This is a genomic window from Franzmannia qiaohouensis (genome assembly GCF_031451695.1).
In the GTDB taxonomy this organism is placed as follows: Bacteria; Pseudomonadota; Gammaproteobacteria; order Pseudomonadales; family Halomonadaceae; genus Franzmannia; species Franzmannia qiaohouensis.
In genome coordinates, this window is the sequence record NZ_JARWAM010000004.1 from 228413 (window position 1) to 253385 (window position 24973).

The following is a 24973-nucleotide window of genomic DNA, read 5'->3' on the forward strand; positions in this document are numbered from 1 at the left end:
CGTCGAACGCGTATGCTGGACGCCTCATACCGTGTCACAGGAGACGCCATGAAGACGCTCGTGATCGGCGCCAACGGCCAGATAGGCCGCCAATTCTGCGAACTCGCCAGCCGCGGCGGCATGTCGCTGCGCGCCATGATCCGCCACTCCGGCCAGCAGCCGTGGTTCCACGAACGCGGCATCGATACCGTGATCGGGGACCTGGAAGGCGACTTCCATCAGGCCTTCAACGGCTGCGACCAGGTCGTCTTCAGCGCCGGTTCGGGCCCGCATACCGGCCCCGACAAGACGCTGCTGATCGACCTCTACGGCGCGATCCGCGCCGTCGATCTGGCGGTCGAGCGCGGCTTGGAGCGGTTCCTCATGGTCAGCGCACTGCGCGCCAGCGACCCCATGGCCGCCCCCGCCAAGCTGCGGCCCTATATGGCGGCCAAGTTTGCCGCCGATGCCTATCTACGCAGCGCCCGCATTTCCCACGTGATCCTCAAGCCCGGCAAGCTCACCGATGCGCCCGCCAGCCGACTGGTCAGTGCCTCAGCCGCGCATGCCGACGGGCTCGAGGTCTCGCGCGGCAACGTCGCCTACGCGCTGCTACACCTGAGCCAGGCGCGCATGCTCAAGAACCGCGAGTTCGACCTGCTCGACGGCGACTCGAGCATTGCCATGGCCCTGCTGTAGATTGGCGGGGCCGACGGGAATCCGTATAGTGGCTGCCTACCCCCGCCAAGCTAAAGTGTCCGATGCTGCAGAATAACGCCCTGCTTGCCCAGCTCAAGCAACAGATTCGCTCTACCACGCCTCGCGTAGAGGGCGTGATCAAGGCCACCGACAAGGGATTCGGTTTTCTCGAGACCGACGACGGCGAGTCCTACTTCGTGCCGCCGCCGGCCATGAAGCAGGTCCTCCACGGTGATCGCGTCGCAGCCGTTGTCCACGAGGAGGGCGACAAGCGCTCCGTGGAGCCGGACACGCTCATCGAGCAGGGTCTGACGCGCTTCGTCGCTCGCGTGCAGAAGCGCGAGGGGCGGCTGGCCGTGGTGCCCGACCACCCGTCGATCAAGAATGTCCTCAAGTCGCGGATCAAGAACAGTCTCGACGAGGAGAGCATCGGCGACGGCGACTGGATCGTGGCCCGCCTGGTACGCCATCCGCTCAAGGAGAACGACCGCGGTTTCTTCGCCCAGATCGACGAGCTGGTGGTCAAGGCCGATGACCCGGCAGTGCCGTGGCGCGTGACCCTGGCCCGCCATGCCCTGGAACAGGCCTCTCCCGAGGCCGGTGACGAGTGGCCGCTGCGCGACGAGGGCCTTGCGCGGGAAGACCTCACCGCCGAGCCGTTCTTCACCATCGACGGCGAGAAGACCCGCGACATGGACGATGCGCTGCGCGTCGAGCCCCGCGACGGCGGCGGCTGGCGGCTCAGCGTGGCCATCGCCGACCCCACCGCCTACGTCGACGAACAGCACGCCGCCGATCTCGAGGCGCGCACCCGGGCCTTCACCGTCTATCTGCCGGGACAGAACGTCACCATGCTGCCGGAAGTGCTGGCCGACGACCTGTGCTCGCTGTGGGAAGGCCGTGAGCGGCCGGTGCTGGCCTGCCAGCTCGAGGTCAATGCCGACGGCAGCCTCGGCGACTACCGCTTCTTCGCCGCCACCGCCACGTCGCATGCCAAGCTCGCCTATGACCGGGTCTCCGACTGGCTCGAGGGCCAAGGCGAGTGGGCACCCGACGCGGCGATCGCCCCTCAGCTCGAGGCGCTACGCGACCTGACCGAGGCGCGCAGCGCCTGGCGCGCCGAGCATGCGCTGGTCTTCAAGGATCGTCCCGACTACGAGTTCGACCTCGACGAGGCCGGCAATGTCCTTGGCATCCGCACCGAGCAGCGGCGCATCGCCAATCGCATGATCGAAGAGTCGATGATCGCCGCCAATGCCTGCTGCGCCGATCTGCTCGCCGACAAGGTCGGCCACGGCATCTTCAACGTGCACCGCGCCTTCGATCCGGACAAGGCCGAGGCCGCTCACGAGTTCCTCAGCGCCCAGCAGATCGAGGTCGAGCGCGAGGCGCTCACCGAGCTGCCGCGCTACCGTGAGCTCAAGCGCGCGCTGGAGAGCCGCGAGGACGCCTGGCTGGACATCCGCCTGCGGCGTTTCCAGGGCTTCACCAGCATGTCGGCGCTGCCCGGGCCGCACTTCGGCCTGGGGCTTGCCGCCTACGCCACCTGGACCTCGCCGATCCGCAAGTATGGCGATATGGTCAATCACCGCCTGATCAAGCAGGTGCTCAAGGGCGAGAGCGCCTCGGCGGAGGCCAGCCAGCAGCTCACCGAGCAGCTCACCGAGCGCCGCCGCCTCAACCGCATGGCCGAGCGCGACGTCAAGGACTGGCTCTACGTACGCTTCCTGACACCGGCCGCCAAGGCCCAGGAAACCTTCGAGGCGGAGATCATGGCCATCAACCGTGGCGGCATGCGCGTACGCCTGACCGCCAACGGTGCCACCGCCTTCGTTCCCGCGCCGATGATGCACAGCGACCGCGACAAGGTCGTCATCGACGACAAGGAAGGCCGCATCCAGGTGGAAGGCGAAGAGCGCTACAAGCTCGGCGATGCGATTCGCGTGGCGCTGGTCGAGGCCCGCGAGGAGACTCGCTCGCTGGTGGCCCGCCCCGCCGAGTGAGTGCTATCCAGCCCGCGACACGGCCCCGCCAGGCTCGCTCTGGCGGGGCCGTGTTATGTGGGCAAGGTGATCGTAGTTCATGGATAGCGCAAGATAGCGCCCAGGGATGGGTTATAGCGCCTCCTCGCAGGGCTGTCGACGGATCAGTCCCGAGCGGTGCTACCTATCTGCGATGGCCCTGGCTATGTGGAGGAGTAACTCGCGTGTAAGAAAGGTTTATGCCAAGGTAACGCAAAAGGACGACAATGGTGGGTGAGTTGATCCATCAAGGAAGCTGATGCGATGGCAACACACCTCGGACTACGTGGTAAGTCGATCGCGACCTTGCTGCTGGCCTTCCTGCTGGCACTGGTCCCGGCGGTGTTGATCGGCTGGATGGCCGTCGAGGAGGTACGTCGCCACTTCGCCACCGCCTATGCCGAACAGTACACCCTGCTGCAGATGCAGCGGATTACCGCGCCGGTGTCGAGGGAGTTGGCGCTATCGCGGCGTTTTGCCAACTCGGTCGTTACCCGCGAGTGGCTTCGCCAGCCCGAGGATCCCGAACGCCGCGCCAGGTTCTCGGCCGAGGCCGAAGGTTTCCGCCAGCAGTTCGGCAGCAATGCCTACTTCATCATCGATCACGCCACCCGAGACTACTACTTCGCCGATCAACGCAGCGACGCACTGACCCCACGCTATCGCCTCGACGCGCAAGAGCCGCAAGATGCCTGGTACTTCTCCACCATGGCCAGTACCTCGACCTACAACATCCAGGTCAGTCACGATCGTGCGCTGGAGCGCACCATGCTGTGGGTCAACGTCAAGGTGCGCGACAGCGGCGAGCTGCTTGGCCTGGCGGGCGGCGCCCTGGATCTCGAGGAGTTCCTCTCCAGCGTCATCCGCACCGAGGCGCCGGGGCTGACCTCGATGATCGTCGACCCGCGCGGCGTCCTCCAGGCCCACCCCGATCAGTCGCGCCTGGCACTGGGCGCGATCAACAATCCCCTGGATGCCGATAGCCAACAGCGCATCCAGTCGTCGATTGCCGATGCCCAACAGCGTGAAGCGCTCAGGCAGGCGATGCAGGCAGTGATACGACGCCCAGGCGACATTCGCGCCATCGATGTCGAGATCGATGGCGCACCGAGGCTGCTGACGGTGGGCTACATCCCGGAGCTCCAGTGGCTGTTGGTCACTACCCTGGACATGCAGACCGCAGCGATCGTCGAAGGCCGCTGGCTGTGGCCACTGCTTGGCACCCTGATCCTGGTGCTGGGCATTCTCACCGCGGCCTTCGCCTTCGCTACCCACCGGCTGATACTGGCGCCGCTCCAGCACCTGACGCTGTCGGCCCGCACCATCGCGAGCGGCGACTACCGTCCTCGGCTCCCCACCCAGCGCCACGATGAGATCGGTGAGCTGTCCCAGGCCTTCTCGCACATGGCGCGCCAAGTCGCCGACCACACGCGCAACCTCGAAGCGCAAGTCCACGAGCGAACTCGCGAACTGGAGAACGCCAATGCGGCGATGGCCGCCGCGCACCAGCAGCTCGACGACTCCATCCAGTACGCCAGCATCATCCAGCGCGCCATCCTGCCCGACATGCAGCTCCGCGAGCATCTGGCGGCGCATCACGCCGTGCTATGGAAACCGAGGGATACCGTTGGCGGCGACTTCTATGTCTTCCGCGCCACCCCGCACGGCTATCTGATCGGCGTGGTCGACTGTGCCGGTCACGGCGTTCCCGGTGCCATGATGACCATGCTGGCGCGCGCCATCATCGACCACGCCATCGCCCAGCAGGGTGCCGACGACCCCGCCGCCCTCCTCAACGAGATCGATCGCCAGTCGCGTCAGCTGCTTCCCGAAGCGCAGCTGCCCTCGTCCATCGCCACCAATATGGATATCGGCCTCGCCTGGGTCGAGACAGCACGCCAGCGACTCACCTATGCCGGAGCCAAGCTCGACCTCTATGCCAGCGACGGCCACCAGCTCGAACATCTCAAGGGGCACAAGCGTGCCCTGGGGCATCGACGCCCGGCGCATTACACCAACCAGCAGCTGCCGCTTCACCCCGGTTGGCGCTATTATCTGTGTAGCGACGGGTTTCTCGACCAGGCCGGTGGCGGACACGGCTTCGGCTTCGGCAACCGCCGTCTAGAGGCACTGATACGAAGCCAGGCGGCGGCGCCACTCGATGCCCAGCTTGCCGCCTTCAAGCAGGCGCTCAACGAGTATCAAGGCCCACACAGTCAGCGTGACGACATCACCCTGCTGATCTTCTGCACGGAGTCGGAAGTCACCGAGTCCGTTCTCCATCGTCCACCCAGCCCCTCCCAGGGCTGACCCATTGCCAGCCAAGGAACTGCCATGGATCTACTGAGCATGCGAGAGAGCTATCTACATGATCGCATCATGCTGTGCTTCAATGGCCCCATATCACGCAGCCTGATCGAGGAGATCGGCAAGGCGCTACGCAACTACCTGGACACTCAGCAAGCCGCACCGTCCGCGGCCATGGATGTCTTTGCCGTCTATATCGAGATGACCCAGAACATCCGCCACTACGCTCGCCGCCAGGGCTATGACGATGAGCTTGCCGCGGCCACGGTGGCCGTGGCGCGCAGCGACCAGGGCCACTATCAGGTGAGCGCAGGCAATCTGGTCGAGCGGGCCGACGGCGAGCGGCTGGTGGCTGCCGTCGAGGCGCTCGCCCTGCTCGACAAGCCAGCCCTGAAGCAGGCCTACAAGCAGCAGCTGCGCCGGCCGCGTGATGCCGAGACACCCAGCGGAGCCGGCCTGGGCCTGATCGACATGGCCCGCAAGTCCAGCCGCCCCCTGCACGCCTCGCTGCAGCCATTGTCGAATCAGCGAAGTTTCTTTAGCCTTACAGCCACGATTTGAGCTGACCATGACAACCATGATTTCCGATCTCGACATTCCCGCCAGCCAGTCGGCGCCGGCGATTCAAAGCGACTGGCAGGCGGGACGTCTGGCCATGCAGGGCGACTCCTACCCGGAGAACTCCTACGAGCTCTTCGACCAGGTGATCCACTGGGTGCGCCTCTTCCTTGCCAACGAGCAGCGGCCACTGCACCTCGAGCTGGCCCTGGTGTACCTCAACACCAGCTCGGTGAAGGCGATGATGGATATCTTCGACCTGCTCGAGGAGGCTTTCGAAACGGGCCGCGAGGTATCGGTGACCTGGCAGTACGACGTGCGCAACGAACGCATCGCCGAACTGGCCGATGAATTTCGCGAGGACTGCAGCTACCCTTTCGCGATCACTCCCGTGTCGGTCGAGTCATGAAAGACCATGACGAAGAGACGTTGCTGGCAGAAGTTGCCGCCCTGCTCGACCTGCCCGAGCACATCGGCCACCCGCTGCATGGCGCCCTGCAACGCCTCTATCGTCAGCACCGCGATCAACGCCAGCAGGTCGAGCGCCTGATCAGCATTTCCGACCGCTATCAGCTGTTGGCCATCGAGGCCCGGCAAGTGACACAGCAGCGCTACGAACGCACCCTGCGGCGCCAGCGCAAGTTGTCACGCATCTCCGACGGCTACCAGGCGCTGATGCGCGAGCGCAACCAGGCACTGCAGCAGGCCTCGACCCACGATCCGCTCACCGGACTCCCCAACCGCCGGCTGGTCGGTGAGCGCCTGGAACAACTCATCAGCGAACGCCGCCGCTTCACGCTGGCACTGCTCGATATCGATCACTTCAAGCTGATCAATGATCGCCATGGTCACGACATCGGCGACCGGCTGCTGGTGGCCATCACTCAGGAGCTGAGCGCGACGCTGCGCCACTATGATCTCTGCGGTCGCTGGGGCGGTGAAGAGTTCCTGCTGCTTTTGGCCGACACCGATCTCGACGAGGCGCAGACCATCGTCGAACGCCTGCGTCACCGCCTTGCCGACGTCACGATCCACGACGACGGTCAGCCGCTGTCGGTCACCGTCAGCGCCGGCTTGAGCCAGCACCGCCGCGGCGAGCCCCATCAGCACACCCTCAAGCGCGCCGATGAGGCACTGCTCAAGGCCAAACGCGACGGCCGCAACCGCAGCCTGAGCGCAACGCGTTAGACCGTTCCCTGATGGCAATTGAAGAAGCGCAGCATCTCCTGAGCCGCATCGGGCCCTTTGGCATCCGTATGCGATCCCCTGGCATCGCCCCCTGACCAGGCATGGCCGGCCCCGTGGATGACCCACTGCTCGAGGTATAACTGGCCACCCGCATCATGATGACGGGTCCGTGTATAGGCGTGGCCATTGGCGACCTGCCCCCGCTCCACCGACTTGCTGGCCCCTCGTGAGACGGCGTACTGCGCGGCAACTCGATCCGCATTGGTGGGGTGCACCGTGGCGTCACGATCACCGTGAAATACTACGGCTGGCACCGTCGATGCCCAGGTGGAAGCGCCGGCCGATGAGGTGGCCGCCATGGGGCGTCCCCCCTGCATCGCCGCCAAGGCATCGGGGAGGCTCTGGGCCACCGCGTGAGGCAGCCCGGAGTGCACGCCCACCGCCGCATAGAGGTCCGGGTAGGTCATCGCCAGTGTGGTTGCCATGGCGCCACCTGCCGATAGGCCCGCGACATAGACTCGGCTCGCATCGAGCGCGTGGGTGTCGATGATCTGACGGGTCATGCCGGCGAGGATCGCCGGCTCGCCGCCGTCACGCTGCTGGTCCACGGCCTTGAACCAGTTCCAGCATTTGGAACTGTTGGCGGTCATCGGCTGAGCAGGATAGAGCACGCAGAACTGCTGCTCTTCGGCCAGCCGGTTCATGCGGGTCCCGGCGGCGAAGTCATCCGGGTCCTGGGTGCAGCCATGCAGCATGACTACCAGCGGCAGTGCCTGGCCGTGATAGCCGCTGGGTAGATAGAGTTTGTATTCACGGGTGCCGGCAGGATGGCTAAAGCGACCGGCAGTGAACGCCCCGGGCTGTGCCGGCTGCGGGGTGCGTTGCGTCTGCTCGGGCTTGGCCATGGGGTCGCGCAACAAGCGCCACGTGTCGCGCCACGTCGAAGCCATGCCGATGTCATCGCTGGCGGCAGTTGCCTGGCGGGCCTGACGAGACCCAGAGAATGGCGCCGCGCCCCCTGACGGCTCAGCGGTCGAGTGCCTCTCGGCAGACGCCGACGACACTTCCTCGTCAACGACTTCGCAGGTCCCGGTGAAGGTACTGCCCGTAGAGTAGGGCTCATCTGGCGTGTGTTCGCTGCTGCCCGCACTCTTCCCGTCAGGCATGGCGCCCTGCAGGATAGCCATGGCCTCGTGCAGCTGCCCGGCGCGGGTGAGCCGCGTCGCTTCTTGCATTCGCTGTGCGTCGATCATCTTCGATGTCCCTATTCGGTGCGTCAGTGGATTCGATCCGCCAGGGCCGCCTTGACCGCCTTGCTGGCATGCAGGGCTCCCAGCACGACCACCGATTCGATGGTGGCGCGGGCAAGCTCCGCTGATACGTCGTCGGCAATGCTGGCCATTCCCAGCACCTGAATCTGCAACATCTCTCCCGCTGCCTGCAGCGCCTCCAGGTCGCTGCGGCTGTAATGCTCGAGCCCCAACACGAAGGCCTTGCGCGTCACGGTGTCCCTGACCACTTCGGCATGGGTCGCCAGCTGGTTGCGGATAGCGGTACGGATCAGGTCGGTGCGATTGGAGTAGAAGCCTTCCTGGACCAGCAGGTCGATCTGCCCCAGGTCGACGACCCCCAGGTTGATGGTGATCTTCTCGCTCGAGTCGCCGCCCTTGCGGCGAAGTTCGTGCACGCTCATGTGCGTTACCTCGTTATCCATACAGCAGGCTCCGCGCCTGCCATCCAAATGGAAGTTATTTGGAGTCCATATACCATCCATATGGATGGCATAATAGGCCTTCTGGGCTGGTAGTCAATGTGCGGGCAAAAAGAAGGCCCGCCGATGACGGGCCACTCTACGCTGCGCAAGCAGGATGAGTTACAGGCCGCGCTGACGCTTCTCCTGCGCCCAGTCGATGGCGGGGCCGCGCATGCCGTGGCCGCCGCGATAGGGGGCATACTGCGGCGGCTGCCAGCCCTTGAGCAGGGCCGGATCGAGGCGATACACCTCGACGCCGATCGGCTGGCAGGTCGACAGGGGATCTTTCGCATCGGGCCCCCACAGGTCCAGCGATAGGTCGCCGCCGGGGCAGCACGACAGCGCGCAGAGCAGGTCGATCTCGGCGAAGAACTCGATGTAGTCGCCTTCGCGTGCCGGGCAGGCCTTCATGAAGTACTGGTCCTCTTCGTTGAGGCCGGTGCACTGGAAGACGTTGAGCACGTCGTGAACGTCGAACTCGGTGAGCCCGAATGGCGCCACCGCCCGCACCAGGTTCGAGTGGCAGTGATGGTCGAAGTCCTCGCCGGTGAGCAGCTTGTTGACGTAGGGGTCGCAGCGCGTGCCGAGCAGGTCGTGGACGCGGCCACCGTCGTCATCGACGCCGTAGCCCTCCAGCGTATCGGCAATGATGGTCGCCATCGGCCGCAGGTAGGGTAGCGTCGACCACAGCCGGTCGAAGGTCGAGACGTGGGCGCGCTGCAGCTGACGCGTCCGCGAGGCCCAGAAGCGCTCGCGGGGGTTGTGCAGGCTCCAGAGATTGAAGTCGCCGACCTGCGGGCCGTGTAGCGTCGACAGGCGCAGCACGTGCCCGGCCGGCACCGTCCAGGCCAGGCCGTCGCGCAGCGGCACCACGTGCTGTGCGATGCGTTCACGGTCGGCGGGATCGCGTAGCCGCGAGTAGAAGTCGCGGTCCACGTCGAGCACCGACCCCCGGCTTGCCTGATAGGCGGCGGGTACCTTAGCCATGCGTTTTCTCCAGGTCGGGTATATGCCTACATCTGATCGGGGTGTGGTGGCGTGCCGACCTTGACCTTGCTGATGCGCTCGGCGGAAAGCCCACGAAACAGCGCGAAGATCATGGCAAACACCATGATGAAGATCGGCAAGCCGATCACCGTGATCACCTGCTGCAGCGCCTCGAGCCCCGCCTCGCCGGCGAGCACGATCAGCATCGCTGCCACGGCGCCCTCGGACACCCCCCAGAACACACGCTGGCGCGCCGGCCCCTGGCCCGCGTCGCCGGTGCACAGCATGTCGACCACCAGCGACGCCGAATCCGACGAAGTGGCGAAGAAGATCGCCACGATCACCACCGCCAGCCCCTGAATCAGGGTAGTGGCCGGGAAGTGCTCGAAGAAGGCGAACATCGCCAGCGGCACGCTCTCGGCCACCGCCGCCGACATCACCCCGGCCTGGTCGCCCAGCGCCTCGCGGGCGGCGCTGCCGATACCGTCGATCTCCATCGCCGACCAGCCGAAGATGGCGAACCACACCAGGGTAAACAGCGAAGGCGCGAACAGTACGCCGAGCACGAACTCGCGAATGGTGCGGCCCTTGGAGATACGCGCCACGAAGATGCCGATGAACGGCGACCAGGTCACCGTCCAGGCCCAGTAGAACACCGTCCAGTTGCCCTGCCAGCCCCAGTTGCCGTCTTCCTGGGTATATTGCGCCAGGGTATCGTTCCAGAACGCCATGGGCACGATGTTGGAGACGTAGATGCCCAGCGTCTCGACGATGCCGCGCAGCAGGAACACCGTGGAGCCGGTCACCAGCACGAACAGCATCAGGCCGGTGGCCATGCCGATGTTGATGTTGGAGAGCACCTTCACGCCCTTGTCGAGGCCTGCCACGATCGACGCCACCGCCACCGCGGTCAGCGCGATGATGATCAGGACCTTGACGGTGACGTTGTCCGGCACGCCCATCAGCTCGGATAGCCCGGCATTGATCTGCGAGGTGCCAAGGCCGATCGACACCGCCACACCGAACAGGGTGCCGAGCACCGCGAAGATATCGATGGTCTTGCCCAGCGGGCCGTAGACCCGCTCCTTGAGCAGCGGGTAGAACACCGAGCTGACCCGCATCGGCAGGCCGTGGCGATGGATGAAATAGGCGAAGGCCAGCCCCGGCAGGGTGAAGATGGTCCAGGTATGCAGGCCCAGGTGGTAGAGCGAGAAGCCGATCGCCTCCTGGGAGGCCTCCACCGAGTGCGGCTCGATATCACCGTGGGGCGGATTGGAGAAGTGGAAGATCGGCTCGGCCACCCCCCAGAACATCAGCACCGTGCCGATACCGCCGGCAAACAGCATGGTGAACCAGGAGATGTTGCCATATTCCGGCTTTTCATCCTCGCGGCCGAGACGAATCTGGCCGTAGCGGCTGATCGCCACCCACAGCAGGAACAGCAGCCAGGCGTTCACCCCCATGATGAAGAACCAGCCGAGATTGGTGACGACCCACTCGCGGCCGTCGGCGAACACGTCCCTGATCGTCTCCGGGGCGATCAGCAGTGCTATCAGAAACGCCACCATCAAGCCTGCCGAGGTAAAGAAGATGGTCGGTTCGGTGCGCAACCCGAGTCGTCTGGCCAGCTCGTCCATATCGCCCCCTGCTCCCTGCTGTGGTGGGATGTCGCGCATCCCCATGGCTTTACGCCATTCAGCCTAGCAGTTCCTCGCCATCTCACCGGCGTGGCCCCATCAACGGACATGAAAAAGGGCACCCGAAGGTGCCCTTTGGCGTCTTGCGACTGAAACGGCCTGCGACTTACCAGCCGGTTACCTGCTTCAGGGCATCGCCGATCTCGGCCAGCGAACGCACGGTCTTGACGCCGGCATCCTCGAGGGCGGCGAACTTCTCGTCCGCAGTGCCCTTGCCGCCGGAGATGATCGCACCGGCGTGGCCCATGCGCTTGCCCGGAGGGGCGGTAACACCGGCGATGTAGGAAACCACCGGCTTGGAAACGTTGGCCTTGATGTAGGCCGCGGCCTCTTCCTCGGCGGTGCCGCCGATCTCGCCGATCATCACGATCGCCTCGGTCTGCGGATCCTTCTCGAACATCTCCAGGATGTCGATGAAGTTGGAGCCCGGGATCGGGTCGCCGCCGATGCCCACGCAGGTCGACTGGCCGAAGCCGTGGTCGGTGGTCTGCTTGACCGCTTCATAGGTCAGGGTACCGGAGCGCGACACGATGCCGACACGGCCAGGCTTGTGGATATGGCCCGGCATGATGCCGATCTTGCACTCGCCCGGGGTGATCACGCCGGGGCAGTTGGGGCCGATCAGGCGCACGCCCAGCTCGTCACACTTGACCTTGGCGTCGAGCATGTCGAGGGTCGCGATGCCTTCGGTGATGCACACGATCAGCTTGATGCCGGCGTTGGCGGCTTCGAGGATCGAGTCCTTGCAGAACGGCGCCGGCACGTAGATCACGCTGGCTTCGGCACCGGTCTGCTCGACCGCTTCCTTGACGGTGTTGAACACCGGCAGGCCGAGATGCTCCTGGCCGCCCTTGCCCGGGGTCACGCCGCCGACCATCTGGGTACCGTAGGCGATCGCCTGTTCGGAGTGGAAGGTCCCCTGGCCGCCAGTGAAGCCCTGGCAGATGACCTTGGTGTTCTTATCGATCAGGATGCTCATTACTTGCCCTCCGCCGCGTTGACGACCTGCTGAGCCGCGTCGGTCAGACTGGTAGCAGCGATGATGTTGAGACCGCTGGAGGCCAGCTTCTCGGCACCCAGCTCGGCGTTGTTACCCTCGAGACGCACCACGACCGGTACGTTGACGCCGACCTGCTCGACCGCGCCGATGATGCCTTCGGCAATCATGTCGCAGCGCACGATGCCGCCGAAGATGTTGACCAGTACCGCCTTGACGTTGTCGTCGGAGAGGATGATCTTGAACGCCTCGGCCACGCGCTCCTTGGTGGCGCCGCCGCCAACGTCGAGGAAGTTGGCCGGCTTGCCGCCGCTCAGGTTGACGATGTCCATGGTGCCCATGGCCAGGCCAGCGCCGTTGACCATGCAACCGATGTTGCCGTCCAGCGCCACGTAGTTGAGTTCCCACTTGGCGGCGTCGGCTTCACGCTGGTCTTCCTGAGACGGGTCGCGCATCGCCTGCAGGTCCGGGTGACGGTACAGCGCGTTGCTGTCCAGCCCCAGCTTGGCGTCGAGGCAGTGCAGGTTGCCTTCGTCGGTCACGACCAGCGGGTTGATCTCGAGCAGCGCCAGATCCTTGTCATGGAACAGCTTGGACAGACCCAGGAAGATCTTGGTGAACTGCTTGATCTGGTCGCCCTTGAGACCCAGCGCAAAGGCCAGCTCACGGGCCTGGTACGGCTGCGCACCGACCAGCGGATCGATCTCGGCCTTGAGGATCTTCTCGGGAGTCTCCTCGGCGACCTTCTCGATCTCCACGCCACCTTCGGTGGAGGCCATGAACACCACGCGGCGGGTGGTGCGATCAACCACCGCGCCCAGATACAGCTCATCGGCGATATCGGTGCAGGTCTCGACCAGGATCTTGGCCACCGGCTGACCGTGTTCGTCGGTCTGGAAGGTGACCAGGTTCTTGCCCAGCCACTGCTCGGCGAAGGCCTTGGCCTCGGCGGGATCCTTGATCAGCTTGACGCCGCCGGCCTTGCCACGGCCACCAGCGTGGACCTGAGCCTTGACGACCCACATGTCGCCGCCGATCTTTTTACATGCTTCAGCGGCTTCTTCGGGTGTGTCCACGGCGAAACCCTTGGACACTGGCAGACCATAGTCGGCAAACAGCTGCTTGCCTTGATATTCGTGAAGGTTCATCGATTCATGCCATTGGTTGCATGTGACTCGAACGATGACCGCGGACACTCAGTGCGTTCCCGGGTCACCCCCGTCTGCTTCCGGTACGTCGCCGGAAGCACTGCGCCGCCCGTAGGCGGCGCTTGTTGTCTTACTTGCGCTTCTTGCGATTGGCCATATGGATGGCATGACCATCCACTGCCAGAGCCGCCTCATGGACGGCTTCCGCGGTAGTCGGATGCGCATAGCAGGTCAGCGCCAGATCCTCGGCGCTGGAGCCGAACTCCATGGCGATCACGCCCTGGGCAATCAGTTCGCCAGCGTGCTGGCCAACGATATGCATGCCCAGGATGCGGTCGGTCTCGGCATCGGCGATGATCTTAGCCATCCCTTCCGATGCATGATTAGCCAGTGCACGACCGTTGGCCGAAAACGGGAAGCTGCCGGTCTTAATCTCGATGCCGGCGGCCTTGGCGTCCTGCTCGGTGATGCCGACCCAGGCGACTTCCGGCGACGTGTAGATCACGCTGGGAATGGCGTCGTAGTTCATCTCGGCTTTATGACCGGCGATGATATCGGCGACCATCACCCCCTCTTCCGAGGCCTTGTGCGCCAGCATCGGGCCGCGCACGCAGTCGCCGATGGCGTAGACGCCCGGCACGCTGGTGCGGCACTGGTCGTCGACGAAGATGAAGCCGCGCTCGTCGAGCTTGACTCCAGCGTCGTCGCCCAGCAGGCCCTGGGTGTAGGGACGGCGGCCGACGCACACGATCAGCTTGTCGAACACCTGCTCCTGCTCGCCCTTGGCGTCGGTGTACTTGACGGTGACTTCCTTGCCGTTGGTCTCTGAGCCGGTGACGCGGGCGCCCATCTTGATGTCCAGGCCCTGCTTCTTGAGCAGTTTTTGGGTCTCCTTGGCGATGGCCGAGTCGACCATCGGCAGGAAGGAGTCCATGGCCTCGAGCACCGTCACCTCGGAGCCCAGGCGGCTCCACACGCTGCCCAGCTCCAGGCCGATGACGCCGGCACCGATCACGCCCAGGCGCTTGGGCGTCTCGTCGAACTCCAGCGCGCCGGTGGAGTCGACGATCAGGCCTTCGGTGAGCGGGGTCGGCGGGATCTCGACCGGCACCGAGCCGGAGGCGATGACGATGTGCTCGGCCTCATAGACGGCCTTGTCACCATCCTTGCTGACCTCGACCTGCTTGCTGGAGAGCACCTTGCCGGCGCCTTCCAGAGCGGTCACACCGTTGGCCTTGAACAGAGCGCTGATACCGCCAACGTTCTTGGCAATGACCTGATTCTTGAACTCGAGCATCTTGGGGATATCAGCGCTGACGTCACCAACGTTGATACCCACTTCGGCGAAATGATCGCGTGCCTCAACGAACTTGTGTGAGGACTCGAGCAGCGCCTTGGACGGGATGCAGCCCACGTTGAGGCAGGTGCCGCCGTGTACCGTCTTGCCTTCCTTGTTAACCCACTTCTCGACGCAGGCGGTCTTCAGGCCCAGCTGGGCGGCACGGATGGCGGCCACGTAGCCGCCGGGGCCCGCACCAATCACGATCACATCGAATTTATCGGCCATGAATACGTTTCCTGTATAGGTTGCGCGTTAGTCGTTGGCAGTCGCGTTATACGTCCAGCAGCAGGCGTGCCGGATCCTCGAGCAGTTCCTTGATGGTGACCAGGAACTGCACCGCGTCCTTGCCATCGATCATGCGGTGGTCGTAGGAGACCGCCAGATACATCATCGGGCGGATCTCGACCTTGCCATTGACCGCCATGGGGCGCTCCTGGATCTTGTGCATGCCCAGGATGGCGGTCTGCGGCGGGTTGATGATCGGCGTCGACATCAGCGAGCCGAAGATGCCGCCGTTGGTGATGGTGAAGGTGCCGCCCTGCATCTCGTCGATGCCCAGCTTGCCGTCGCGGGCGCGCTTGCCGAAGTCGACGATGGTCTTCTCGACGTCGGCGATCTTCATGCTGTCGGTATCACGCAGCACCGGCACCACCAGGCCACGGTCGGTGGAGACCGCCACACCGATATCCTGGTAACCGTGATAGACGATATCGCTGCCGTCGATGGAGGCATTGACGTCGGGGAAGCGCTTGAGCGCCTCGGAGGCCGCCTTGACGAAGAAGCCCATGAAGCCGAGCTTGGTGTCGTGGGCCTTGAGGAAGGTCTCCTTGTACTGTGCGCGCAGCTCCATCACCGCACCCATGTCGACCTCATTGTAGGTGGTCAGCATGGCGGCGGTCTGCTGGGCCTGGACCAGGCGCTTGGCGATGGTCTGGCGCAGACGGCTCATCGGCACGCGCTTCTCGGGGCGCTCGCCCTCGACGACCGGTGCGGCGGCGGCCTGCTTGGGCGCGCTGGCCGGCTTGGAGGCCTTCTTCGCGGAGCCCTCCTTCACGGCCTTCTGGACGTCCTCCTTGAGGATACGGCCGCCCTTGCCGGTGCCCTCGATCTTGCTGACATCGAGGTCATGCTCGGCGACCAGCTTGCGCGCCGCCGGGGCGAGGATCTTGTCGCCGACTTTCTCGTCGTCGCCGGCATCGGACTTGGCGCTTTCGGCAGGAGCCGCCTCACTGCCAGCGCTATCGCCACCGGCGCCTTCGCTGAAGATCGCCAGCACCTCTTCGGAGGCGACCTGGCTGCCCTCTTCGGCCTTGATCTCGGCGAGTGCACCGTCGGCCGGCGCCACGACTTCGAGCACCACCTTGTCGGTTTCGATCTCGGCCAGCACCTCGTCACGCTTTACCGCCTCGCCAACCTGCTTGTTCCAGCTGGCCACGGTGCCTTCCTGGATCGACTCGGGGAAGGTCGGCGCCTTGACGTCGTGCTGCTTGCCGCCCGCGGCGGGCTTGGCGTCAGACGCAGGAGCCTCGGCCTTGGCGTCCTCGGACTTTTCACCCTTGTCGGCCGCCTTGGGCTTGTCGCCCGCCGCGCCAAGAATGCCCAGCACCTGCTCGGACTGCACGGTATCGCCTTCCTCGGCGTTGATTTCGCTCAGGGTGCCGGCTTCCGGCGCCACCACTTCGAGCACCACCTTGTCGGTCTCGATTTCGACGATCAATTCGTCGCGCTCAACGCTATCGCCAGGCTTCTTGTGCCAGGCCGCCACGCTGCCTTCGGCAACGGACTCTGGAAAGGTTGGCGCTTTGATCTCGGTAGCCATGTCGTTTCCTTGTGTGTTCTCTCTCGTCCGGCAGGACGCCTCATGCATTGAAGGCGTCGTCTACCAGTTGGCGCTGCTGTTCGACGTGTACGGACATATAGCCCGCGGCGGGGGCAGCCGATGCCGGGCGGCCAGCGAACTTGAGCTCGCGCCCCAGGCCGTTGTGCAGCATGTCGGCAACTACCCGCATATGGTGCTGGCTCTGGTACCAGGCGCCCTGGTTGAGCGGCTCTTCCTGACACCACACGATCTGTTCGAGGTTGGTGTAGCCCTTGAGCGCTTCATAGAGCTCCTCCTTGGGGAAGGGGTAGAGCTGCTCGAGGCGCACCACTGCGGTGTCTTCGCGCTCATGCTCGCTGCGGTAGGCGGCCAGGTCGTAGTAGACCTTGCCGGCGCACAGCACCACGCGCTTGACCTTCTCGGCGTCGAGCTTGCCCTGGTCCGCCAGCACCATGTGGAACTTGCCGTGGGCCAGCTCCTCGAGGGTCGAGGTCGCCTCCTTGTGACGCAGCAGGCTCTTGGGCGACATCACCACCAGCGGCTTGCGTAGCGGCCGGATGACCTGGCGACGCAGCAGATGATAGATCTGTGCCGGTGTGGTCGGCACGCAGACCTGCATGTTGTGCTCGGCGCACATCTGCAGGAAGCGCTCCAGGCGCGCCGAGGAGTGCTCGGGGCCCTGCCCTTCGTAGCCGTGGGGCAGCAGCATGGTCAGACCGCACAGCCGGCCCCACTTGGTCTCGCCGGAGGAGATGAACTGGTCGACCACCACCTGGGCACCGTTGAAGAAGTCGCCGAACTGCGCCTCCCAGACCACCAGGTGGTTGGGTGCCGTCGTCGAATAGCCATACTCGAACGCCAGCACCGCCTCTTCCGAAAGGAAGGAGTCGTGAATGGTGAAGCGCGGCTGGCCGTCGGCCATGTGCTGCAGCGGCACATAGGTGCTGCCGTCCTTCTGGTTGTGCACCACCGCATGGCGGTGGGAGAAGGTGCCGCGCCCAGAGTCCTGGCCGGTAATGCGGATCGGGTGCCCCTGGTCGAGCAGGGTGGCGTAGGCCAGGGTCTCGGCAAAGCCCCAGTTGAGTCCCATGCCGCCGGCCTGCATCTTGCGACGATCTTCGTAGATCTTGGCCACCTGACGCTGCACCTGAACGCCGTCGGGCACCTCGCACATCTTGGCGGCGAGCTGCTGCATGCGCTTCATGTCGAAGGTGGTATCGGCATCGCCGGTCCACTCATGGCCCAGGTAGGGTCCCCAGTCGACGAACAGCTCGGTGTTGGGCTCCTTGACCAGGGCGTTGGCCACATGGTTGCCGGCCATCAGGTCTTCGCGATAGGTCTCGCCCATCGCCTTGGCGTCATCCTCGGAGAGCACCCCCTCCTCGACCAGCCGCTTGGCATACAGCGCCCGCGCCGAAGGGTGGTTCTTGATCTTCGAGTACATCATCGGCTGGGTGCCGGACGGCTCGTCGGCCTCGTTGTGGCCACGACGGCGGTAGCAGACCAGATCGATGACCACGTCGCGCTTGAACTGCTGGCGATAGTCGATGGCCACCTGGGTGGCGTGCAGTACCGCATCCGGGTCGTCGCCGTTGACGTGGAAGATCGGCGCCTGGACCATCTTGGCGATATCGGTGCAGTACTCGGTGGAGCGGGTGTCGTCGGGATGCGAGGTGGTGAAGCCGACCTGGTTGTTGATCACGATGTGCAGCGTGCCGCCGGTCTTGTAGGCACGGGTCTGCGACATCTGGAAGGTCTCCATGACCACGCCCTGACCGGCGAAGGCGGCATCGCCGTGAATGTTGATCGGCAGTACCTTGTCGCCTGCCGGATCATCGCGACGATCCTGACGGGCGCGCACCGAACCCTCTACCACCGGCGCCACGATTTCCAGGTGCGACGGGTTGAACGCCAGTGCCAGGTGGACTTCGCCCCCCGGGGTCATGACGTTGGAGCTGAAGCCCTGGTGATACTTGACGTCGCCGGAGCCGCGCTCGATGACCTTCTTGCCGTCGAACTCCTCGATCAGCTCGGAGGGGCTCTTGCCAAGGATGTTGACCAGCAGGTTGAGGCGGCCGCGGTGGGCCATGCCGATCACGACTTCCTTGGTGCCATAGCCGCCGGCGCGCTGAATGATCTCGTCCATCATCGGGATGAAGGACTCGCCGCCCTCGAGACCGAAACGCTTGGTCCCCGGGTACTTCGAGGCCAGGTAGTTCTCGAGCCCTTCCGCGGCGCTGAGCCGCTCCAGCACGTGCTTGCGCACCTCGGGGCTGAACTTGGGCTTCGAACGCACCGACTCGAAGCGCTGCTGCAGCCAGCGCTTCTCCTCGGTATCGACGATATGCATGATCTCGCAGCCGATCGACCGGCAGTAGGTCTCATCCAGCGCCTGGACGATCTCCTTGAGCGGCGCCTTGTCCTTGCCCAGGAAGAACGAGCCGGTCTGGAACTCGGTGTCCAGGTCGGCATTGGTCAACTGGTGGAAGGAGAGGTCGAGATCGGGAACCGGCACCGGGCTACGCAGGTCTAGCGGATCGATATCGGCCTTCTGGTGCCCACGGAAGCGGTAGGCGTTGATCAGCTGAAGCACCTTGACCTGTTTCTTGTTCTCACCGCTGTCGGCGGCGCTGACGGCCTGGGTGCTGCGGCGTGACTTGCCGAGCTGATAGAACTGGTCGCGAATCGGGCTTAGCGGAACATCGTGGGAGGTACTGCCTTCAGGACGCGGCAACTGGTCGAAGTAGTTGCGCCATTCGTCGGGGACAGCATTGGGATCAACGAGGTACTGCTCGTAGAGCGCTTCTACGTAGTGGGCATTGCCACCACTCACGTGAGAAGTACGCCACATCAACTCCATTATGCCTTCTTGCATCTCTCGGTCACCCTGCACTGATGGGGTGTTGTCGGCGCCTGATACGACGTCGCCGCATCGGCGTTTCTGGTGCCCTGCCGGCGGGGCAGTCATGCTGTCCGGCATGCCTGGACAGGCAGCGTCGCCTGGGTCTAGGCCTGGCCAATGATCGTCGAAAGCCGGTGCCACGGGCACCGGCTCTCTGCGATCAGGGCCGAGATGGACTGCGACACTCGGTCACAGCCCAAAACCGGGCTACATGATAGCAAGCCTGAGGCCACGATTTAAGTGGCATTGGCCAACAGCATCTCGCGGATCTTGCCAATCGCCCGGGTCGGGTTGAGGCCCTTGGGGCATACCGACACGCAGTTCATGATCCCGCGGCAGCGGAATACGCTGAACGGATCCTCGAGATCGGCCAGTCGCGCCTGGGTCGCTTCGTCACGCGAATCGGCCAGGAAGCGGTAGGACTGCAGCAGGCCGGCAGGGCCGACGAACTTGTCCGGGTTCCACCAGAACGACGGGCACGAGGTCGAACAGCAGGCGCACAGGATGCACTCGTAGAGGCCGTCGAGCTTGTCGCGCTCTTCCGGCGACTGCAGGCGCTCGATGGCCGGTGCCGGGGTGTCGTTCTGCAGATACGGCTGGATGCGCTCGTACTGCTTGTAGAAGATCCCCATGTCGACCACCAGGTCGCGGATCACCGGCAGGCCGGGCAGCGGACGCAGCACCAGCTTGTTGTGCTTGACCACTTCGGAGAGCGGCGTGATGCAGGCCAGGCCGTTCTTGCCGTTCATGTTCATGCCATCGGAGCCGCACACCCCTTCACGGCAGCTGCGGCGATAGGCCATGGAGCTGTCCTGCTCCTTGGTCAGGTGCAGTACGTCGAGCACCATCAGGTCGCGCCCCTTGGTGTCGACCTGGAACTCCTGCATATAGGGTGCGGAGTCGGTTTCCGGGTTGTAGCGGTAAATGGATACCTGAAGCGTGGACATCGTGACCCCCTTAATAAGTACGGACTTTCGGCTCGAAGGTATCGACGGTCTTCGGCGTGAAGTTGACGTCGCGCTTGCCCAGTGTCTTGTCAGCGGGGAAGTAGAGCGAGTGCTTCAGCCAGTTGACGTCGTCACGATCCGGATAGTCGTAGCGGGAGTGCGCGCCGCGACTCTCCTTGCGCTCCAGTGCCGAGATCGCGGTGGCCTCGGCCACTTCCATCAGGTTATCGAGCTCCAGCGCTTCGACACGCGCGGTGTTGAAGGCGTTGGACTTGTCACCCAGGCTGGCATTGGCGATCCGCTCGCGCAGGTCGGCGAGCTTCTTGACGCCCTCCTGCATGTTGTCTTCCTGGCGGAACACGCCGAAGGCGTTCTGCATGATGTCCTGCAGCTCGGCCTTGAGCTCGGGCACACTCTCGCCGCCGCTCGACTCGTTCCAACGGCTCATGCGCTTCATCGCCGCATCGACGTCGGATTCGGAGGCGTCGAGGTAGTCGATGCCCTCGTTGAGCGCACCCTCGATGAACATCCCGGCCGCACGACCGAACACCACCAGGTCGAGCAGCGAATTGCCGCCCAGGCGGTTGGCGCCGTGCACCGACACGCAGGCCGCCTCGCCGCAGGCGAACAGGCCGTTGACGATCTGGTCGTTGCCGTCGGCGTCCTGCATGATCGCCTGGCCGTGCACGTTGGTGGGGATCCCGCCCATCATGTAGTGGCAGGTCGGCACCACCGGGATCGGCTCCTTGGCCGGATCGGCGTGGGCAAAGGTCTTGGACAGTTCGACGATGCCCGGCAGGCGCTTGCCCAGCACCTCTTCGCCGAGATGGTCGAGCTTGAGGAAGACGTGGTCGCCCTTCTCGCCGCAGCCGCGCCCCTCGAGGATCTCCATGACCATCGAGCGCGCCACCACGTCGCGACCGGCCAGGTCCTTGGCGTTGGGCGCATAGCGCTCCATGAAACGCTCGCCGTCCTTGTTGACCAGGTAGCCGCCCTCACCGCGGCAGCCCTCGGTGACCAGGGTGCCGGCGCCGTAGATGCCGGTAGGGTGGAACTGCCACATCTCCATGTCCTGCATCGGGAAGCCGGCGCGCAGCGCCATGCCGATGCCGTCCCCGGTGTTGATCAGGGCATTGGTGGTCGAGGCGTAGATGCGCCCGGCACCGCCGGTGGCCAGCACCGTGGCCTTGGACTTGACGTGCACCACTTCGCCGGTCTCGATATCGAGGGCGATGCAGCCCACCACGTCGCCGTTGGCGTTCTTGACCAGGTCCACCGCATACCACTCGTTAAGGAAGGTGGTATTGTTCTTCAGGTTGTTCTGGTAAAGGGTGTGCAGCAGGGCGTGGCCGGTACGGTCGGCCGCGGCACAGGTGCGCGCCGCCTGGCCGCCCTCACCGAAGTTCTTGGACTGGCCGCCGAACGGACGCTGATAGATGCGGCCGTTGTCGAAACGCGAGAACGGCAGACCCATGTGCTCGAGCTCGAAGACCGCCTTGGGGCCCTCGGAGCACATGTACTCGGCAGCGTCCTGGTCGGCGATATAGTCGCCGCCCTTGACGGTGTCATACATGTGCCAGCGCCAGTCGTCGTTGGGATCGGCCGAAGCGATGGCACAGGTGATACCGCCCTGGGCAGAGACGGTGTGCGAGCGGGTCGGGAAGACCTTGGAGAGCACCGCGGTCTTCTTGCCGGACTTGGCCAGCTCGAGCGCGGCACGCAGGCCGGAGCCACCCCCGCCGATGATGATGGCGTCGAAGGACAGGCTACGCATGTTGGACATGGATCAGGCTCCCCACAGAATTTGAATGCCCCAGACCAGGAACACGAAGATGGCCAGGATGATGGCGCTCTGCACCGCCAGGCGAATGCCGGTCGGCTTGAGATAGTCGGTGGTCACGGTCCATAGCCCGATCCAGGCGTGGGCGGCAATCGAGACGAACGCCAGCAGCGAGAAGATGCGCATCCAGGTCTGGGCGAACAGGCCGCTCCAGGTGGCGTAGTCGAGGCCCGGGTTGAGCAGCAGGTAGGCAACGATGAAGAGCGTGTAGAGCGCCAGGATGACCGCCGAGAAGCGCTGGATCAGCCAGTCGGACAGGCCGCTGCGACCGAAGTTCGTAATATTGGTTACCATACCCAGACTCCTGCGAGAATCACCAGAACCGCACTGACCACCACGGTGATCTGTGCCTTGCGCATGCCGCTTTCGAGGGTCACGCCGATGTTGAGATCCATAAGCAGGTGCTTGATGCCGGCGACGAAGTGGAAGGCCAGTGCCGACAGCAGCCCCCAGGCGACCAGCTTGGCCAGCAGGTTGTTGGCCAGGGCATCCTGCACCGCGTAGAAGCCCGCCGGGGACGACAGCGACTTGTCCAGCGCCCAGAAGGCAAAAATCAGGCCGACGAACAGGATGATGCCGGTAATACGGTGAGTGATCGACGTCAGGGCGGGTAGCGGTAGCTTGATGGTGGAGATATCGAGATTAACGGGTCGTTTGCTATTCACGGCTCTATACACACTCTCTTGGCCCGCTCTGTGCTTCGGGCATGGCCCGAGCGGGCGGTGGTTTTGAGGAAGGGCTCGGCCGTCTGCCAAGTTCGGCACGACCTCCAGTTCCTGCCAGTCGCGCGGGGTGGATTATAGGGACTGGGGCCCACCATGACAAATTGTCGACGACCCTTTGCAACCATGGTGTAGGCCTTGACCCCTCGCCACCAGCGCGGACAATGGTGCAAAGCACCAATAACTATACAAGACCTGTATGAATATCGAAAGTTCGCACAACAGAGCGTCTCCATGGGCTAATTGACAATCCCCGGTACGCTTCTATAGTGGGCGGACCTTTTTCGCCGGCTTGGCAAGCGGGACAACGACTTATCGTCTGACGACAAAACTGGAGAGGAGGCCGACATGGCTGACAGAAAAGCAAGACTGACCGTAGACGGGCTCGACAAGACGATCGAATTTCCGGTCTATTCTGGCAGCATGGGCCCGGATGTCATCGACGTGCGCACGCTGGGTGCCGAGGGGCTGTTCACCCACGACCCGGGATTCATGGCCACCTCCTCCACCGAGTCGGCGATCACTTTCATCGACGGCGGCAAGGGCGTACTGCTGCACCGCGGCTACCCCATCGGCCAGCTGGCCGAGAACTCCAACTTCGTCGAGCTGAGCTACGCCCTGCTGTTTGGCGAGCTGCCCAACGACGAGGAGTTCAACAAGTTCGAGAGCACCATCCGCAATCACACCATGGTGCACGAGCAGCTGGCCAACTTCTTCAAGGGCTTCCGCCGTGACGCCCACCCCATGTCGATCCTGTGCGGCGTGGTAGGTGGCCTGGCAGCCTTCTATCACGACCATCTCGACATTACCAAGGAGGAGGATCGGACCATCAGCGCGATCCGCCTGATCGCCAAGATGCCGACCCTGGCGTCGATGTGCTACAAGTACAACATCGGCCAGCCGTTCAACTATCCGCGCAACGACCTGAGCTACGCCGAGAACTTCCTCTACATGATGTTCAGCAACCCCTGCGAGGAGTTCAAGGTCAACCCGGTGTTCGCCAAGGCCATGGATCGCATCTTCATGCTCCACGCCGACCACGAGCAGAACGCCTCCACCTCCACGGTGCGCCTGGCCGGCTCCACCGGCGCCAACCCCTTCGCCTGTATCAGTGCCGGCATTGCAGCACTGTGGGGACCGGCCCACGGCGGCGCCAACGAGGCGGTGCTGAGCATGCTCGACGAGATCGGCGACGAGTCCGAGGAGAATATCCAGCGCTTCGTCGACCGCGCCAAGGACAAAAGCGACCCGTTCAAGCTGATGGGCTTCGGCCACCGGGTGTATCGCAACTTCGACCCGCGCGCCAAGGTCATGAAGGAGACCTGCGACGAAGTGCTGGCCGAGCTGGGCATGGCCGATGATCCGCAGCTAAAGATCGCCAAGCGGCTCGAGCAGATCGCGCTCGAGGACGAGTACTTCATCGAGCGCAAGCTCTACCCCAACGTCGACTTCTACTCCGGCATCATCCTCAAGGCGATCGGCATTCCCACCAACATGTTCACCGTGGTCTTCGCCGTGTCGCGCACCATCGGCTGGATCTCGCACTGGAACGAGATGATCAGCAGCAACTACAAGATCAGTCGCCCGCGCCAGCTCTATACCGGCCACACCGAGCGCGACTACCCGACCAAGTAACCCGACCGGCATCACCGCCTGTCACTACGCGGGCCACCCTCAGGGTGGCCCGCTGTGTTTCTTGCCTGCACGCCGCCATCGATTACAGCCCTTGTACAAGCCACTTCCGCCGCTGACAGCAGCAGGCAGCGGCTGTGGGCAGCATGCTGCACCACGGCGAACCCCGACGACGACTCGCCTCCCGGGGAGCCGCCACGGGTTTTCCACACAATCTGTGGATAACACTGTGCGCAACCTCGAGATAAGCCTCACAAGCCACCATGACAAGCGGGCTACAGTTAGATTGCTCAAATTTTGAGCAATTTTATGTCGTTGATTTATAACGATTAAACGAAGTTTTTCCGAACAACCCCAGCTTACATCAGGGTTGTGCACAAGCAGTAACCGCCGCACGGCGCCCGTGGACAACTCAGGGGATATGTCAAGCCTGGA

20 protein-coding genes are annotated in these 24973 nt (G+C 64.1%); 7 read left to right on the forward strand and 13 right to left on the reverse strand.

Annotation, left to right across the window (positions count from 1 at the left end):
- The first annotated feature begins 48 nt into the window (after positions 1–48).
- From QC821_RS06975 to siaD, 6 genes are all read left to right on the forward strand, one after another.
- Entirely contained in the window at positions 49–678 is a 630-nt protein-coding gene (locus QC821_RS06975) for an NAD(P)H-binding protein (protein WP_309718814.1), read from the forward strand.
- Positions 679–740: 62 nt separating this feature from the next.
- A complete protein-coding gene (locus QC821_RS06980; RefSeq protein WP_309718818.1) occupies positions 741–2681 on the forward strand; it encodes an exoribonuclease II in 1941 nt (646 codons plus the stop codon).
- 282 nt (positions 2682–2963) lie between these two features.
- On the forward strand, positions 2964–5009 hold the full coding sequence (gene siaA / locus QC821_RS06985) for a biofilm regulation protein phosphatase SiaA (RefSeq protein WP_309718821.1): 2046 nt from the start codon (positions 2964–2966) through the stop codon (positions 5007–5009).
- A gap of 24 nt (positions 5010–5033) precedes the next feature.
- Complete coding sequence (siaB, locus tag QC821_RS06990) at positions 5034–5567, forward strand: biofilm regulation protein kinase SiaB (protein ID WP_309718822.1); 534 nt, start codon at positions 5034–5036, stop codon at positions 5565–5567.
- Positions 5568–5574: 7 nt separating this feature from the next.
- Positions 5575–5973 carry a biofilm regulation phosphoprotein SiaC gene (gene siaC, locus QC821_RS06995; RefSeq protein ID WP_422720075.1) on the forward strand — a complete coding sequence of 133 codons (399 nt, stop codon included), beginning with the start codon at positions 5575–5577 and terminating at the stop codon, positions 5971–5973.
- A complete protein-coding gene (gene siaD, locus QC821_RS07000) occupies positions 5970–6752 on the forward strand; it encodes a biofilm regulation diguanylate cyclase SiaD (protein ID WP_309718825.1) in 783 nt (260 codons plus the stop codon). The genes siaC and siaD overlap by 4 nt, the downstream gene beginning before the upstream one ends.
- Here siaD and QC821_RS07005 read toward each other — a convergent pair.
- The 13 genes from QC821_RS07005 to sdhC form a co-directional block, all read right to left on the reverse strand.
- On the reverse strand, positions 6749–8005 hold the full coding sequence (locus tag QC821_RS07005) for an extracellular catalytic domain type 1 short-chain-length polyhydroxyalkanoate depolymerase (protein WP_309718828.1): 1257 nt from the start codon (positions 8003–8005) through the stop codon (positions 6749–6751). The genes siaD and QC821_RS07005 overlap by 4 nt on opposite strands.
- 23 nt (positions 8006–8028) lie before the next feature.
- Positions 8029–8445: a CopG family transcriptional regulator gene (locus tag QC821_RS07010; RefSeq protein WP_309718831.1), complete on the reverse strand. Its 417-nt coding sequence runs from the start codon at positions 8443–8445 to the stop codon at positions 8029–8031.
- A 180-nt stretch (positions 8446–8625) separates the two neighbouring features.
- The gene (locus QC821_RS07015; RefSeq protein ID WP_309718834.1) at positions 8626–9492 is read right to left on the reverse strand and encodes an urea carboxylase-associated family protein; all 867 of its coding nucleotides are present in this window, start codon (positions 9490–9492) and stop codon (positions 8626–8628) included.
- Between the two features lie 26 nt (positions 9493–9518).
- On the reverse strand, positions 9519–11129 hold the full coding sequence (locus QC821_RS07020) for a BCCT family transporter (RefSeq protein WP_309718837.1): 1611 nt from the start codon (positions 11127–11129) through the stop codon (positions 9519–9521).
- A gap of 166 nt (positions 11130–11295) precedes the next feature.
- Positions 11296–12168, reverse strand: coding sequence for a succinate--CoA ligase subunit alpha (sucD, locus tag QC821_RS07025; RefSeq protein WP_309718840.1), 873 nt, complete (start codon positions 12166–12168; stop codon positions 11296–11298).
- Positions 12168–13334, reverse strand: a complete 1167-nt coding sequence (gene sucC, locus QC821_RS07030) for an ADP-forming succinate--CoA ligase subunit beta (RefSeq protein WP_309718842.1) — start codon at positions 13332–13334, stop codon at positions 12168–12170. The genes sucD and sucC overlap by 1 nt, the downstream gene beginning before the upstream one ends.
- Positions 13335–13464: 130 nt before the next feature.
- The gene (gene lpdA / locus QC821_RS07035; RefSeq protein ID WP_309718844.1) at positions 13465–14901 is read right to left on the reverse strand and encodes a dihydrolipoyl dehydrogenase; all 1437 of its coding nucleotides are present in this window, start codon (positions 14899–14901) and stop codon (positions 13465–13467) included.
- 46 nt (positions 14902–14947) lie between these two features.
- Positions 14948–16495 carry a 2-oxoglutarate dehydrogenase complex dihydrolipoyllysine-residue succinyltransferase gene (gene odhB, locus QC821_RS07040; protein ID WP_309718850.1) on the reverse strand — a complete coding sequence of 516 codons (1548 nt, stop codon included), beginning with the start codon at positions 16493–16495 and terminating at the stop codon, positions 14948–14950.
- 40 nt (positions 16496–16535) lie between these two features.
- Positions 16536–19370 carry a 2-oxoglutarate dehydrogenase E1 component gene (locus tag QC821_RS07045; protein ID WP_309718853.1) on the reverse strand — a complete coding sequence of 945 codons (2835 nt, stop codon included), beginning with the start codon at positions 19368–19370 and terminating at the stop codon, positions 16536–16538.
- A 263-nt stretch (positions 19371–19633) separates the two neighbouring features.
- Positions 19634–20344, reverse strand: coding sequence for a succinate dehydrogenase iron-sulfur subunit (locus QC821_RS07050; RefSeq protein ID WP_309718856.1), 711 nt, complete (start codon positions 20342–20344; stop codon positions 19634–19636).
- Positions 20345–20354: 10 nt separating this feature from the next.
- A complete protein-coding gene (gene sdhA / locus QC821_RS07055; protein WP_309718860.1) occupies positions 20355–22127 on the reverse strand; it encodes a succinate dehydrogenase flavoprotein subunit in 1773 nt (590 codons plus the stop codon).
- 3 nt (positions 22128–22130) lie between these two features.
- Positions 22131–22478, reverse strand: coding sequence for a succinate dehydrogenase, hydrophobic membrane anchor protein (sdhD, locus tag QC821_RS07060; protein WP_089657670.1), 348 nt, complete (start codon positions 22476–22478; stop codon positions 22131–22133).
- A complete protein-coding gene (gene sdhC / locus QC821_RS07065; protein ID WP_198034486.1) occupies positions 22472–22849 on the reverse strand; it encodes a succinate dehydrogenase, cytochrome b556 subunit in 378 nt (125 codons plus the stop codon). The genes sdhD and sdhC overlap by 7 nt, the downstream gene beginning before the upstream one ends.
- Before the next feature lie 405 nt (positions 22850–23254).
- On the opposite strand from sdhC, the gene gltA reads away from it, so the two are divergent.
- Complete coding sequence (gene gltA, locus QC821_RS07070) at positions 23255–24541, forward strand: citrate synthase (protein WP_309718866.1); 1287 nt, start codon at positions 23255–23257, stop codon at positions 24539–24541.
- Positions 24542–24973: the final 432 nt, after the last annotated feature.

What these genes read in the sequence shown, in the direction of transcription:
- QC821_RS06975 (WP_309718814.1), top strand. Translation starts at nt 49, where the DNA reads ATGAAGACGCTCGTGATCGGCGCCAACGGCCAGATAGGCCGCCAATTC.
- QC821_RS06980 (WP_309718818.1), top strand. Translation starts at nt 741, where the DNA reads ATGCTGCAGAATAACGCCCTGCTTGCCCAGCTCAAGCAACAGATTCGC.
- siaA (WP_309718821.1), top strand. Translation starts at nt 2,964, where the DNA reads ATGGCAACACACCTCGGACTACGTGGTAAGTCGATCGCGACCTTGCTG.
- siaB (WP_309718822.1), top strand. Translation starts at nt 5,034, where the DNA reads ATGGATCTACTGAGCATGCGAGAGAGCTATCTACATGATCGCATCATG.
- siaC (WP_422720075.1), top strand. Translation starts at nt 5,575, where the DNA reads ATGACAACCATGATTTCCGATCTCGACATTCCCGCCAGCCAGTCGGCG.
- siaD (WP_309718825.1), top strand. Translation starts at nt 5,970, where the DNA reads ATGAAAGACCATGACGAAGAGACGTTGCTGGCAGAAGTTGCCGCCCTG.
- QC821_RS07005 (WP_309718828.1), bottom strand. Translation starts at nt 8,005, where the DNA reads ATGATCGACGCACAGCGAATGCAAGAAGCGACGCGGCTCACCCGCGCC.
- QC821_RS07010 (WP_309718831.1), bottom strand. Translation starts at nt 8,445, where the DNA reads ATGAGCGTGCACGAACTTCGCCGCAAGGGCGGCGACTCGAGCGAGAAG.
- QC821_RS07015 (WP_309718834.1), bottom strand. Translation starts at nt 9,492, where the DNA reads ATGGCTAAGGTACCCGCCGCCTATCAGGCAAGCCGGGGGTCGGTGCTC.
- QC821_RS07020 (WP_309718837.1), bottom strand. Translation starts at nt 11,129, where the DNA reads ATGGACGAGCTGGCCAGACGACTCGGGTTGCGCACCGAACCGACCATC.
- sucD (WP_309718840.1), bottom strand. Translation starts at nt 12,168, where the DNA reads ATGAGCATCCTGATCGATAAGAACACCAAGGTCATCTGCCAGGGCTTC.
- sucC (WP_309718842.1), bottom strand. Translation starts at nt 13,334, where the DNA reads ATGAACCTTCACGAATATCAAGGCAAGCAGCTGTTTGCCGACTATGGT.
- lpdA (WP_309718844.1), bottom strand. Translation starts at nt 14,901, where the DNA reads ATGGCCGATAAATTCGATGTGATCGTGATTGGTGCGGGCCCCGGCGGC.
- odhB (WP_309718850.1), bottom strand. Translation starts at nt 16,495, where the DNA reads ATGGCTACCGAGATCAAAGCGCCAACCTTTCCAGAGTCCGTTGCCGAA.
- QC821_RS07045 (WP_309718853.1), bottom strand. Translation starts at nt 19,370, where the DNA reads ATGCAAGAAGGCATAATGGAGTTGATGTGGCGTACTTCTCACGTGAGT.
- QC821_RS07050 (WP_309718856.1), bottom strand. Translation starts at nt 20,344, where the DNA reads ATGTCCACGCTTCAGGTATCCATTTACCGCTACAACCCGGAAACCGAC.
- sdhA (WP_309718860.1), bottom strand. Translation starts at nt 22,127, where the DNA reads ATGTCCAACATGCGTAGCCTGTCCTTCGACGCCATCATCATCGGCGGG.
- sdhD (WP_089657670.1), bottom strand. Translation starts at nt 22,478, where the DNA reads ATGGTAACCAATATTACGAACTTCGGTCGCAGCGGCCTGTCCGACTGG.
- gltA (WP_309718866.1), top strand. Translation starts at nt 23,255, where the DNA reads ATGGCTGACAGAAAAGCAAGACTGACCGTAGACGGGCTCGACAAGACG.